The sequence below is a fragment of the Bradyrhizobium sp. Cp5.3 genome (assembly GCF_000426265.1).
In the GTDB taxonomy this organism is placed as follows: Bacteria; Pseudomonadota; Alphaproteobacteria; order Rhizobiales; family Xanthobacteraceae; genus Bradyrhizobium; species Bradyrhizobium neotropicale.
The window spans coordinates 38,075-50,736 of record NZ_AUFA01000037.1 but is presented as its reverse complement, the minus strand read 5'-3'; the positions used below and the strand labels follow the sequence as shown (position 1 = coordinate 50,736).

Genomic DNA, 12,662 nt, shown 5'->3' with positions numbered 1-12,662 from the left:
AGCGGCTCAGACCTTCTTGATCACGACGCGGCCGCCGAACAGGCCTTGGGGACGCAAGATCAACACCAGCATGATGGCGAGGAACGGGGCGAGCGTGATGGCACGCGACGACACGAACAGCCCGACCAGCTGCTCGACGATGCCGATGATGAAGCCGCCGACCACAGCGCCGGGCAGGCTGGCGAAGCCGCCGACGATTGCGGCTGCGAAGCCGAGCGTGACGACAGAGCCCATGTCCGCCGTCATCAACAGCTTTGGTGAAATCAAGAGCGCCGCGATCGCCGAGATCGCACCCGACAGTCCCCAGATAGTCGTATGGATGCGATTGAGATTGACCCCGACGAGCTGCGCCGCCTTGGGATTCATGCCGACCGAGCGCATGGCGCGGCCGAGCTTGGTGTAGCCGAACATCCAGAAGAAGGCCGCCATCACGATGATCGCGGTGCCCAGGATCGCGAGATCGAGCCGGGTCACGCTCGCCTGTCCGATCATCAGCGAATCCGTCGAGACCAGCGCGGGAAACGAGCGCGGCGTGTCGCCAAAGCCGGTTTGACGTACGAGACCCTTCAGCACGTAGGACAGGCCGAGCGTCGCAATTACGAGATTGACCGGGCTGCCGCTCGCATGCGCAACTTGGGTGAGGACGACGCGGCGGAACAGCGCTGCCCCGGCGAAGGCGACGACGATGGTCATGGGGATCGCCGCCCAGACCGGCATCGCGCGGAACACGAACAGATAGAGCGCCACGTAGCCCGCCGCCATCAGCATCTCGCCTTGCGCGAAGTTCGGCACCTCCGACGTCCTGAAGATGATGACGATCGCGAGCGCCAGTAGCGCGTAGACGCTGCCGACGACGAGGCCGGAGGCGACGCCCTGTTGCAGGAAGAGGAGGGCGAGTTGCAGATCCATCGGTGAGCCGCTCGGGAGCTGGGTTTGCGAAATTGGAGGCCGCGCGCCTGGCGCGCGGCCTCAGGGGGTTCAGCCTTTGAACTGCCAGCGGCTGGTATAGACGCCGGGCTGCAGCACCTGGTTGGTGCCGTCGAACTTGATGAAGATGGTCGACTTGTTCGCGGCGCGCTCCTGCGGACCGAACACCACAGGCCCGGCCATGACGCCGCTGTCGAAGTGCTGCTTCTTCAGAGCCTCGAGCACCTTCTCGCGCGTGGGCTGCGGACCTGCGTCCTTCAGAGCGTTGACGATGCTCATCGCCGAGGGGATGCCGTAAGGCATGTAGGCCTGGGGGTGGTCCGGCTTGGCGGCAAGATCAGGATAGGCCTCCTTGTACATGTCGTAGACCCATTTGATCTTCGGTCCGCCGGGCAGGTCGGCCAGCACGTCCTGCACGTAGAAGTTCTTCAGCGCATCCTTGCTGCCGACATTCTCTGCGAGCTGCGACAGGTTGGCGGTTCCGGTGACGGACAGGATGATCGGCTTGTTGAAGCCAAGCTCGTAAGCCTTCTTGATCAGTAGGGCTGCGGGACGTGCGTAGGTGACGATCGCGAGTGCGTCCGGATTGGCGGCGCGGAGCTTGAAGAACGGCGCGGTGACGTCGGTGATGGTCGGGCTGATCGATTCAACCTGCAGATCGACCTTGTGTGCTTCGGAGTCGGCTTTCGATCCTTCCAGGTTCCACACACCATAGGCATCGTCGTGGTTGATGTAGGCGATCTTCTTGGCGCCAAGGGTCTTTGCTGCGAAGTCAACGATCGCGCCGCCGACCGCATATTGCGAGATCGAGAAGGCTCCGAAGATGTAGTCGGTCGGCGGATAGAGCGCGCCGTCACCGGAGGCGTTCAGCATGATCAGCGGAATCTTGGAGCGGACGACGTAGTCCTTCGCGGCGACGACCGCAGCCGAGCACGATCCGCCATTGAGCAGGAACACCTGGTCCTGCTCGACGAGCTTCTTCACTGCGGCGACGAGATCGTTGGCATTGCAGCGGTCATCTTCAAGGACGACCTCGATCTTGCGGCCGTTGATGCCGCCTTCCTTGTTGATCTTGTCGTAGTACATGCGCGCCGCATTGGCGACGTCGAAGCCGTAAGCCATGTTCGGTCCCGACAGGGGCGCGAACATGCCGATCTTGATCGTCTTGTCGGTGAGGCCTGGCTCCTGCGCGAAGCCGGCCACCGGCAGGCTCATGACGGCAAAACATGCGGCGGCCAGCGCGCTCAGCCGGCCGGGTGCTCTCTTCGACATTCTTGTTTCCTCCCCTTTTTTATTGAACTCGTTATTGCATCCGGTAGCCGCCGTTGACGTCGATGGTGACGCCGGTGATGTAGGAGGCGCCCGGCGACACCAGGAAACGCACGGCGGCCGCGACATCATCGGGCGTGCCGAGCCGTCCCAGCGGAATCTGCGCCGAAGCCTTGTCGTCGTCAGCGGGATCGAGCGACAGACGCAGCATCGGCGCGTCGATCAACCCGGGCGCCACCGAGTTCACGGTGACGCTGCGCGGCGCAAGCTCGCGCGCCATGGCCTTGGTCAGACCCAGCACGGCGGATTTGCTGGCGATGTAGGACGCACTGGACCTGTAGCCGCCGAGCTGCGCCGCGACGGACGACAGCGTGACGATACGGCCGCCGGAGACTGAGGCGGGCAGGCGATTGGCGAATTCCCTGCAACAGAGAAACGTCCCGGTCGCATTGATGTCCTGCGTCGTCTGCCATTCGGCGAGGTCCGTCTCTGCGACGAGGTTGCGCGAGCCGTCTGGGCGGAGCATCAGAATGCCGGCCCCGGTCACCATCACGGCGAGTTCGCCCAAGGCATGCTGGGCACGATCGAACGCTGATTTGACCTGCGCCTCGTTCGATACGTCTGCGACGATGGAGATGTGGCCGGTGCCGGCGAGCTGCGGCATCAGGCCGTCGAGTGCGTCCTGGCTGCGATCGAGCGCCGCGACCCGCAGGCCGTCTTCGGCTAGCGCCCTGCAAATGGCCACACCAATCCCGCCGCTTGCCCCCGTCACGAGGGCGGCGCGCCGCTCCTTCCCGTTCACGCGTTTGCACTCCCTGATCTCTTTATTGGATACAATCCAAAGGCAAACACAGAGTAATGTCAACTATATTGCATTGTTTCAGGCAATATTTTATCCAATCCTGATGTGGAGATGTGGATGAGCCCCCGTGACCAGCGCATCGGATGTTACTGAACTGCTGCGTGAGCGCATTCTGTCGGGCGATGTGCCGTCAGGGTCGCGGCTGCAGCAAATTCCGCTGTCGGAAGCGCTCGGCGTCTCGCGCACGCCATTGCGCGAGGCGCTGGCGCAACTCGCGAAGGAAGGTCTGCTGATCTACGAGCCGAACCGCGGCTACGCGGTGAGGGCGTTTTCGACGGCCGAAATCAGCGCGGCCTTCGAGGTCCGCGCGCGGCTCGAGGCGCTGGCCTGCGGCATCGTTGCGCGGCAGGGCGCCTCGGTGGAGGTGCTCGATCGCTTACGCGAATGCGTTGCCGAAGGCGATCGCATTCTTTCGAAGGGCGTTCTCGATCCCGATGACCTGATCCCGTATCGCCGGATGAACGTTGATTTCCACGAGACTATCATCCAGACCTGCCAGAACCCGTTCGTCAGCAGCTTCGTCCGACAATGTCACAACGTTCCCATGGCGTCGGATCGGGTGTTCATCTGGGAGGACTACAAGGTCATCGCGCGTTCCCACGACGATCACCACCGGATCCTCGATGCGATAGCCAAGCGTGAGGCCCAGCGCGCTGAGGGCCTGATGTCGGAGCACATCCACTTCGCGCTTCTCGTGTTGCGCAGGAAACTGGATGAAGATGGCCGGGCGGCGCAATTGCGGGACGGCCGAGAGTAACCATCGAACCTGCGCCTTCTTCCGTGCGTCGGCGCAGATAGGGCGATACGTCTGATGGGGCCAGGCACCCCGCCATGACCGGCGCAGTCGCGCCTGCGAATATGGCCATCCTTTCGGAGAGGCCGGCTGGCAAGACGCTCGGGGGAGGGTGGGGCACTCTTACGCACGGAAAATGCACCTAAGCCCGTTGTCGACCTTCGTAACCCGTTGAAATCACGGAAAATGCGACCCCGCTCCAAGCGCACCATAAGACCACCTTTGGCCTCTCCTCACTCGCCCGGTGATTTTGGTCGGACCTCACTCAGGACCTCGTTCCAGATCGATTTAATCAGTCTCTGCTGCAGACTATCGGCAGGGCCGTCGGTAACCGGATGCGATCTGAAAAGGCTAAAATGGCCATTGTGACGGCTCGCTCGAGGATCTGACGGATGACGGCTAAAATCGATCTCGTGACGCTGCAATTGTTCGTGGCGATCGTCGAGGAGCAGAGTATCGCGAAGGCGGCGGAGAAGAAGAATATCGCCGCGTCCGCGGTCAGCCGCCGCATCTCGGATATCGAGGACCGTTTCCAGGTCGAGTTGCTGCATCGTCATTCGAAAGGGATCGAGCCGACACCTGCCGGTTTTGCCCTGCTCGAGCACGCCCGCATCATCCTGGGAAACCTTAGCAGGCTCGAGACCGAATTGACGGGATACAGGCAGGGCAAGCGCGGGTTGATCCGGGTCTGTGCCAACAAGTCCGCGATCCTCGAATTCTTGGCGGACGAGCTCAGCCGGTTCTTGGAACGGCATCCGTTGGTCCGCATCGACATCGAGGAAGATCTCAGCCCCGCGATCGTGCGAGCGGTGGTGGAGAACCGAGCCGACATCGGTATTTTTGGCGGCAACATCGACGGACAGGATCTCGAGCTGCTGTCCTATCGCAGCGACAGCCTCGCCGCGTTGGTTACGCGCGACCATCCGCTGGCCGGCCGCGGCAAAGTTCGCTTCCGCGAACTGGTCGATTTCGACTTCGTCAGCCTTGAGAAGGGCAGTTCGATCGAGACGCTGTGTGTCGCTGCAGCTGCGGCTCTTGGGCAACATCTTAACGTGCGCGTCCGCGTCAGCAGTTTCGATGCGCTGTTTCGCGTCATCGATGCCAGGATGGGGGTCGGCGTCGTGCCGCTGGAGATCGTTCAGGGCCGCTATGGCGTCGACAGCCTCGTCACCGTCCCGCTCGATGAGTCGTGGGCGCAGCGCGAACTCCTTATGGGCGTGCGTGATTACAAGTCGCTGCCACCGGTCACGAAGTTATTGGTGGACCACCTGCGGACCCATGATGATGCGAGTCTCACCGCAGATGGCGTTTCCGACCGGCTGACGGTCGTGCCGGGCAGAGGCTAGCATCGCCCCCGCAGAGGCCAGCCATCGCCGGTCGCGATGGCCCGCTGCCCATCCGTCACTTGCACATTTCCGGGGCGGACTTCTATCCTGCCTCCCAAGATCGCTGTCTGTCGGCATGATCGGCAGCAATGCGTCCCCTGCGGTGGACGCGGACGGCACATCAGATGCCGAACATGGGAGGACGGATCGTGGACACCTGTGGTCGCACGTTGCTGGCCAAAATCTGGGACCAGCATGTCATCGCCCAGATCAGCGATGATACCGATCTTCTTCATGTGGACCGCCATTTGCTGCATGACCTCGGCGGCTCCCGCGGCCTGATTGATCTCAAAAGCCGCAATATCCCGGTCCATAATCCCGAACTGACCTTCGCCACGCCAGATCATGCGATTTCAACGGCGTTCGGGCGTGTTGGCACGATCAAGACCGGGCAGGAGCTGCTCTCGGCATTGCGGACCGAGACATCTGCCAGTGGCATCCAGTTGTTCGACATCGACCAGCCGGGGCAGGGCATCGTCCATGTCATCGGGCCTGAGCTCGGTCTCAGCCTGCCCGGCTGCCTGATCGTCTGCGGTGACAGCCATACCTGCACTCATGGTGGCCTAGGTGCTCTGGCCTTCGGCATCGGATCCAGCGAGCTCACGCACGTACTGGCGACCCAGACAATCATCCAGCGCCGGCCTAAAACCATGCGCGTCACGTTCGACGGCCGGCTGCCATTTGGTGTGACGGCGAAGGATCTCATCCTCGCGTTGATCGGCCATGTCGGGGCTGCCGGCGGCACCGGTTATGCGGTCGAATACGCCGGCAGTGCGATCAGGGACATGCCGATCGAAGGACGGCTCACCATCTGCAATCTGTCGGTCGAGCTCGGCGCCAAGATGGGTCTGATCGCGCCGGATGAAGCGACGTTCGCGTATATCCGCGGCCGTCCCTATGCGCCGCAAGGCGAGACGTGGGACCGTGCCGTCGCGGCGTGGCGGACGCTTCAGAGCGACAGCGACGCCGTGTTCGATCGCGAGGTCTCGATCGATGTCGGAACGATCATCCCCCAGATCACCTGGGGCACCAGTCCGGAACATGTCCTTGGTGTAGATGGCCGCATCCCGGATCCGGCAGACATTGCCGATCCGGCGCGGCGCGGCGCGATCGAGATCGCACTCGACTACATGGGCCTTAAGCCGGGCGCGCCGATCGCCGGTACGCCGGTGGATTGGGTCTTCATAGGCTCCTGCACCAACAGCCGTCTCAGCGATCTGCGCGCCGCGGCCGAGGTCGCGCGTGGTCGAAAGGTCGCGCCGGGCGTGCGGGCCTGGGTCGTGCCAGGCTCGGAGACCGTCAAGCGCGATGCGGTCGCCGAGGGGCTTGACAAGATCTTTACCGAGGCTGGCTTCGAATGGCGCGAGCCCGGATGCTCGATGTGCCTAGCCGCAAACGGCGAAACCGTGCCGCCCGGCCAGCGCTCGGTGTCAACGTCGAACCGGAATTTCATCGGCCGGCAAGGGCCGCGTGCCCGCACTCATCTGGCGAGCCCGGCCATGGCCGCCGCGGCGGCGGTTTCCGGTGCCATCGCCGACGTCCGAACGATGGAGCGTTAGGTGGCGCAACCCTTCACCAAGCTGACCGCGATTGCCGCGCCGATCATGCGCACGAATGTCGATACGGATGTGATCATCAGCATCAACCGCATGATCGGAAATTCCGTCCGGGGCAGTCTTGGAAAATGGGCGTTCGGATCGCTCCGCTATCTGCCTGATGGTTCGGACAATCCCGAGTTCATCCTGAATCGCGAGCCCTACCGCGCGGCGGAAATCCTGGTGACCGGACCGAATTTCGGCTGCGGCTCGTCGCGCGAAGCGGCGGTGTGGTCGCTGCAGGAGATGGGTATCCGCGCCATCATCGGCTCCGGCTTCGGCGACATCTTTTTCGCCAACTGTTTCCAGAACGGCATCCTGCCTGTGGTGCTGGACAAAGCCACCATCGATAGCCTTGCAGCGGAGATCGAAGCGAGCCAGGGCGCGGGGCGTCTCACTGTCGATCTGCAGGAGCAGACGGTCACCTCGCCATCGGGGGTAAGGCACGGCTTCGAGATTGATCCGCGCCGGCGTGCGGGTTTGCTCGAAGGGATCGACGAGATTTCGCTGACGTTGCGGCGGGAGCACGAGATCCGCGCCTTCCAGGCATCCGACCGCGCTGCGCGGCCGTGGATTCACTTTGCAGGACAATCGGCATGAACACGCTCTCGAACATGATCAAGGTGGCCGTGGTCGGTGGTGAAGGCATCGGTCCGGAGGTGACCGACCAGTCCCACCGCATTCTCAAATGGTTTTCGGCCCGGCGCGGCGTTCCGGTGGCTCTGCGCGAAGCGCAGTACGGCCTCATTCCCTATCTGGCGACGGGCAAGGTGCTGCCGGATGACACCGTCGAGGCGATGGAGGAGGCCGACGCGATTCTCTGGGGTGCGACGGGCGGCCCGGAAACCACGGAGGTTCCTCCGGCAGCGCGCAAGGCGGGAAGCCTCCTGTCACTGCGCAGCAAATACGACCTCTATGCGAATCTCCGGCCCATCGTCGCCAATCCGGCGCTGGCGGACTCCGCCCCGCTCAAGACCGAGGTGCTGAAAGACGTCGACTTCATCATCATCCGCGAGCTCACCAGCGGCATCTATTTCGGCGAGCCGCGCGGCATCGAAATGCTGCCCGACGGCCAGCGCCGCGGCTTCAACACCCAGCAATACACCACCAACCAGATCCGCCGGGTGGCGCGTACCGCATTTGAATTGGCGCGAACGCGCAAGGGCCGGGTCTGCTCGGTCGACAAGGCCAATGTGCTGGAGACCAGCTTGCTATGGCGCGAGGAGGTCGCGGCGCTGCATGCAGCGGAATTCTCCGATGTGGAGCTGACGCACCTCTATGTCGATAACGCCGCCATGCAGATTGTGCGGGCGCCCTCGCAGTTCGATGTCATGGTAACCTGCAATATCTTCGGAGACATTCTCTCCGATTGCGCGGCGATGGCGTCGGGCTCGCTCGGCATGCTGCCGTCGGTCTCGCTGGGGCCGCCCGATCGGCTGGGACGCCGCAAGGCGCTCTATGAGCCGGTCCACGGCAGCGCTCCTGATATTGCGGGCAAGGGAATCGCCAATCCGCTTGGCTCGATTCTCAGCGTCGCGATGATGTTGCGCATCACCCTCAATCGGCCCGATGATGCTACGCTGCTGGAGAAGGCCGTCGATACGGCCCTGGCGGCCGGCGCAAGAACGGCCGATATCGCCGAACCCGGCGCAAAAAGACTTTCGACCCAGGAGATGGGCGATGCGGTGTTGAACGCACTAGACAAAGTGGCCGGCAAGGAGAGGGAGCACGCGTGATGAGAACTCCGATCACCAGACGGGCCGCGCTGACCATTGTCGCCGGCGCCGGTGCCTCCATGGCGGCAGGGCGGGCGTGGGCAGATATCCCGTCGGGCCGCGTGATCTATCCGGTGGCTATTCCGATCTATCAGTCGCAATTCGTCGCCGACCGGGCGGGGTTCTTCAAGGACGCCGGCCTCGATTGCAAGCTGATCCAGGGTGGCAGCGGCGTGAAGACGCGCGAGATCATCGCCTCGTCCCAGGGTGACATCGGCATCGGCGACATCACCCACCCGATGCAGCTCAGCAATCATGGCCGCAGCGCGCGGGTCCTGATGCCGGTCGACACCCGCAGCAACGCCGCGATTTTCATCATCCGCAAGGATCTCTTCGATCAGGGCATCACCACGCTGGAGGCGCTGACGAAGTGGAAGCGGCCGGATGGACGAAAGCCGATCGTCTCGGTGTCGTCGCTGGGAGGCACCAACCACGTATGGGCATCCTACTACATGGAAACCATGGGACTGGACGACAAGGTGACCTGGATCGGCACCGGCAATGTCGACACCATGATGGGCACGCTGAAAACGAAACAGGTTGATGTTCTCATCAACTCACCTTCGATCCTGAAGGACTCGGTCGAGCAGGGCTGGGGCGCGCTGTTGTTCGATGGGACAGATGAGGCGGTCTGGACCAAGTATATCGGCGGCAAGGTCCCGGTGACGTCTCATTTCACCCTGCAGTCGACAATCGACAAAGACCCGCAGAAGATGCAGGCGTTCGTTACGGCGCTGTGGCGCGCAACCCAGTGGATCAAGGGGCATTCTCCCGAAGAGATCTATGATGCGATCGAGCCCTATGTCGGGAGCACGTCGCGCGACGCGAATATTCTCGACATCGGGGTCATGAAGAAGGTCACCGACTACGAAGGCATCATCGATGCCGCCAGCTTCGCGCGCGGCGAGAAGGTCTGGTTCCGTGAAATGACCGGCATCAAGCCGCTGGCAATGGCCGACGTCGTCAGTAGCAGCTTCATCGAAGCGGCACGCAAGGCCTGTCCAGCTTGACGGTGCAGGCCATGCACGCGTCGCAGTTCGTTGCGCCACCCGTGACGCGGCGGATCGACGTGCGCGGGTTGTGCAAGACCTTCCAGCTGGCGGGTACGGCCATCGAGGCGGTGCGCGACGTTTCCTTCAGTGTCCGGCGCGGCGAATTCGTCGCCTTGCTGGGCCCGTCCGGTTCGGGCAAGAGCACCGTCCTCAACATGATCGCGACACTGGTCAAGCCGACCAGCGGTCAGATCCTGATTGACGGGACGCCGGTTGTCCCTGGGCAAGCGACGCCGAATGTCGGCTATGTGTTCCAGCGCGACACCCTGTTTCCCTGGCGCACCGTCGCCGACAACATCGGTTACGGCCTGCAACTGGCGGGTGTTCCGGTGGCGGAGAGAAAGGAACGTATCGATGCTTGCTTGATGCAAGCCGGGTTGCAGGATTTTGGTAATGCCTATCCCTCGGCCTTGTCGGGCGGCATGCGTCAGCGGGCAGCTTTGATGCGAACGCTGGTGGTTGAACCGCAGGTTCTGCTGATGGACGAGCCGTTCGGCGCGCTCGACACCCATACCAAGATCGACATGCACGACGTGTTGCTTCGCATCTGGGAACGCGAGCAGCAGACCGTGCTGTTCGTGACCCATGATCTCGGCGAGGCCCTGACGCTGGCAGATCGTATCATTCTATTTTCCGCGCGGCCCGGCCGGATCAAGGAGAGCTTCGAGGTGGATTTTGCCCGACCGCGCAACGCCGTGAAGATCAGGGAGACGCCGCGTTATGCCGAACTGTTTCAGTTGATCTGGCACTCGCTCGGCGAAGAATTCATCAAGGGTCGCAGCCCATGAGACGAGCGCGCCGCCCCGGCAGAACTTTGGCATGGCAGGTGCTGATTTGCCTTTGCATCTTGTCGATCTGGCAGTGGGGGTACGATCTGCACGGCCGCCTTCCCTGGCTGGTGCCGGACCTGCTCGATCCCTACTTCATATCCAAGCCATCGGACATCTTTGAGCATTTCCTGATCCTGAGCTGTCTCAAGTCGAAGCTCGGCGTGTTCAACGGCTGGTTCAATGGCGAATTCGGCCGCTGCATGGCGCGATCCGAGAATAATCTCTGGATTGCGACCGCTGTCACCCTGAAGAACACGTTCTTTGGTTTCGTCACCGGCGTCAGCAGCGGCTTTGCCGCGGGCCTCCTGCTGGGCCGCTCGGATCGGCTGAGCGCTATTTTCCAGCCGTTCATCACGGCGGTGAATTCGATCCCGCGCATCGCGCTGGCGCCGATCATCGTGCTTGCTTTCGGCATCGGCGATACCTCGAAAATTGTAACGTCGTGGATCGTGGTCGTCTTTCTCGTGTTCTTCAATACGTTCGAAGGAGCTCGCTCGATCGACGAAGGCTTTGTCAATGCGGCGCGGCTGCTCGGCGCGAGCGAGTGGCAGATTACCCGCACGGTAGTTGTCCCCTCGACCATGGCTTGGGTCTTCGCCTCGCTAACACCTGCGATCTCTTTTGCCCTGATAGGGGTGATCGTCGGCGAATTTATCGGTGCGGAAAGAGGAATCGGGCGCCTGATCATCGAGTCGGAGGCGCGAGCGGAGGCATCTGGAATGATGGTCGCCGTCATCGTTCTGATGCTGGTGGGCGTTGCGCTATCCGCATTGATCTGGCGATTGCAGGCCTATCTGCTGCGCTGGCAGCAGCACAATCTGGCGGAGTAGCCGGAGGAGCCTGGGCGCTGCCTGTTCGCCGCGTTTCGCGCGTCAATAAAAGCCGGGCCGGCGCTAAGGCAGTTTTTCAGTCTGTGCGATCGCGAGCCAGATCCGGAAGACACGAAGTGTGATCTCTGCGGTTACTTACGCGCGGAGTATTCTTCCTTGGCTTCGCATGCCTGCACCCGTGCGGTAGTCCGGCTGTTGAGGTCGAAATATGTCCAGCGCAGGCTTGATGCCGCGGATCCGAAGCGGAGATCGAACCAGGTCGGCCTGTATCCGAGCATACTTTCAGGCTTAAGTTCGGCGAGCTGCGATCGCAGTCATCTCGAGTTTGACGCCGGGACCGAGGTCGGCCACTCCGATTGCCGCGCGCGCCGGGAGCGTATCCTCCGTAAAGAATGCTTTCCAGGCGGCGTTGAAGGCGGCCTTCTCGCTGAGCTTGGTCAGGAAGATCGTGACCTGCAGGACATGGGACCGGTCAGATCCCTGAGCCTCAAGCAAACGCGACAATTGGCCGAGTACATCGCTTGCTTGGCCGGCCATATCAAGGCTCGTGTCCTCAGGGACGATCCCGCCGATGTAAAGCACACCATTGTGCTCGACAACTTCGTGGAGGAGTCCCTCATAAGGTAAAACGCGGTTGATCATGAAACTCCCGGCAGAACGGACGCGCCTTGCGTCGCTTGTCGCACGACTGCTCACCCCCAAGGGCTTGCCGACCAAGCCGTCCACTTCCTGACCGGCTCATTGCACCCCGAAGTGTATATTACTTCATCTAACATGCAAACTCGGCTTGTTTGGCGTGCGGAATGAGTATAACCGACAGCCAATTCCTAACCCCGATTGCCGACTAGCAATGCACAATTTCCTAGGTGGCAAGTTGGGATGACTTTGAGTCAACGTTGCTGGACGCATCCTGGGCGATGCCTTGGTGCATTTTAGTGCGCCGCTGCGACCACTCGGCACATCCCCCGCTTGCAGTTTACACTGCATCGAGAGCTCTTCGACCCTCGATAGTGTCTGCGAAAATGGGGCAGTATTCGCCCAACGCACAACGAAGCAAAGCGCGGGGAATATGCGCTCGCGAATGCACAAATATCGCGGCTGCTTGGCGAAGCGCTAGTCGCGTCCCGCACTGTTTGCAGTAGTTACGCCACTGTTCTTCCGGTTCGTAACCGACAAGGTGCTGGCGCATCGCGGTGGCACCCATGATGGACTGGACCGAGAGTTTAAGTTTCTCAACTGGTTAGAGGGCAGCGTGTGCACGATGTGTGCACCGGGAGATCAAAGAAAAATCGTGTTACAGCCGACGTGAGCAAAGCAGATCGAATGGATTGGACCGGGATTGCC

At 62.0% G+C, this 12,662-nt stretch carries 12 protein-coding genes; 8 read left to right on the top strand and 4 right to left on the bottom strand.

Annotation, left to right across the window (positions count from 1 at the left end; genetic code table 11):
- Positions 1-6: 6 nt before the first annotated feature.
- The 3 genes from K289_RS0132740 to K289_RS0132730 all read right to left on the bottom strand — a co-directional run bounded on the left by K289_RS0132740 (position 7) and on the right by K289_RS0132730 (position 2,998).
- Positions 7-909, bottom strand: a complete 903-nt coding sequence (locus K289_RS0132740) for a branched-chain amino acid ABC transporter permease (RefSeq protein WP_027555317.1) — start codon at positions 907-909, stop codon at positions 7-9.
- 69 nt (positions 910-978) lie between these two features.
- Complete coding sequence (locus tag K289_RS0132735; RefSeq protein ID WP_051311043.1) at positions 979-2,199, bottom strand: ABC transporter substrate-binding protein; 1,221 nt, start codon at positions 2,197-2,199, stop codon at positions 979-981.
- Positions 2,200-2,230: 31 nt separating this feature from the next.
- Positions 2,231-2,998, bottom strand: coding sequence for an SDR family NAD(P)-dependent oxidoreductase (locus K289_RS0132730; protein WP_027555315.1), 768 nt, complete (start codon positions 2,996-2,998; stop codon positions 2,231-2,233).
- A 127-nt stretch (positions 2,999-3,125) separates the two neighbouring features.
- Between K289_RS0132730 and K289_RS0132725 the strand changes: the two genes are divergently transcribed.
- The 8 genes from K289_RS0132725 (at position 3,126) to K289_RS0132690 (ending at position 11,318) form a co-directional block, all read left to right on the top strand.
- A complete protein-coding gene (locus K289_RS0132725; protein ID WP_027555314.1) occupies positions 3,126-3,815 on the top strand; it encodes a GntR family transcriptional regulator in 690 nt (229 codons plus the stop codon).
- 449 nt (positions 3,816-4,264) lie between these two features.
- Positions 4,265-5,197, top strand: a complete 933-nt coding sequence (locus K289_RS0132720) for a LysR family transcriptional regulator (protein WP_245284062.1) — start codon at positions 4,265-4,267, stop codon at positions 5,195-5,197.
- A 188-nt stretch (positions 5,198-5,385) separates the two neighbouring features.
- A complete protein-coding gene (gene leuC, locus K289_RS0132715; RefSeq protein ID WP_027555312.1) occupies positions 5,386-6,795 on the top strand; it encodes a 3-isopropylmalate dehydratase large subunit in 1,410 nt (469 codons plus the stop codon).
- On the top strand, positions 6,796-7,431 hold the full coding sequence (leuD, locus tag K289_RS0132710) for a 3-isopropylmalate dehydratase small subunit (RefSeq protein ID WP_027555311.1): 636 nt from the start codon (positions 6,796-6,798) through the stop codon (positions 7,429-7,431).
- Positions 7,428-8,567 carry a 3-isopropylmalate dehydrogenase gene (gene leuB, locus K289_RS0132705; RefSeq protein ID WP_027555310.1) on the top strand — a complete coding sequence of 380 codons (1,140 nt, stop codon included), beginning with the start codon at positions 7,428-7,430 and terminating at the stop codon, positions 8,565-8,567. The genes leuD and leuB overlap by 4 nt, the downstream gene beginning before the upstream one ends.
- Positions 8,567-9,616, top strand: a complete 1,050-nt coding sequence (locus K289_RS0132700; protein WP_027555309.1) for an ABC transporter substrate-binding protein — start codon at positions 8,567-8,569, stop codon at positions 9,614-9,616. The genes leuB and K289_RS0132700 overlap by 1 nt, the downstream gene beginning before the upstream one ends.
- Positions 9,613-10,446 (top strand): ABC transporter ATP-binding protein, encoded by an 834-nt coding sequence (locus K289_RS0132695; RefSeq protein ID WP_245284061.1) that lies wholly within the window; start codon positions 9,613-9,615, stop codon positions 10,444-10,446. The genes K289_RS0132700 and K289_RS0132695 overlap by 4 nt, the downstream gene beginning before the upstream one ends.
- A gap of 203 nt (positions 10,447-10,649) precedes the next feature.
- Complete coding sequence (locus tag K289_RS0132690; protein ID WP_245284060.1) at positions 10,650-11,318, top strand: ABC transporter permease; 669 nt, start codon at positions 10,650-10,652, stop codon at positions 11,316-11,318.
- A 288-nt stretch (positions 11,319-11,606) separates the two neighbouring features.
- Here the strand turns inward: K289_RS0132690 and K289_RS0132680 are convergent, their stop codons facing one another.
- Positions 11,607-11,960 carry a RidA family protein gene (locus tag K289_RS0132680; RefSeq protein WP_027555306.1) on the bottom strand — a complete coding sequence of 118 codons (354 nt, stop codon included), beginning with the start codon at positions 11,958-11,960 and terminating at the stop codon, positions 11,607-11,609.
- Positions 11,961-12,662: the final 702 nt, after the last annotated feature.

What these genes read in the sequence shown, in the direction of transcription:
- K289_RS0132740 (WP_027555317.1), bottom strand. Translation starts at nt 909, where the DNA reads ATGGATCTGCAACTCGCCCTCCTCTTCCTGCAACAGGGCGTCGCCTCC.
- K289_RS0132735 (WP_051311043.1), bottom strand. Translation starts at nt 2,199, where the DNA reads ATGTCGAAGAGAGCACCCGGCCGGCTGAGCGCGCTGGCCGCCGCATGT.
- leuB (WP_027555310.1), top strand. Translation starts at nt 7,428, where the DNA reads ATGAACACGCTCTCGAACATGATCAAGGTGGCCGTGGTCGGTGGTGAA.
- K289_RS0132700 (WP_027555309.1), top strand. Translation starts at nt 8,567, where the DNA reads ATGAGAACTCCGATCACCAGACGGGCCGCGCTGACCATTGTCGCCGGC.
- K289_RS0132680 (WP_027555306.1), bottom strand. Translation starts at nt 11,960, where the DNA reads ATGATCAACCGCGTTTTACCTTATGAGGGACTCCTCCACGAAGTTGTC.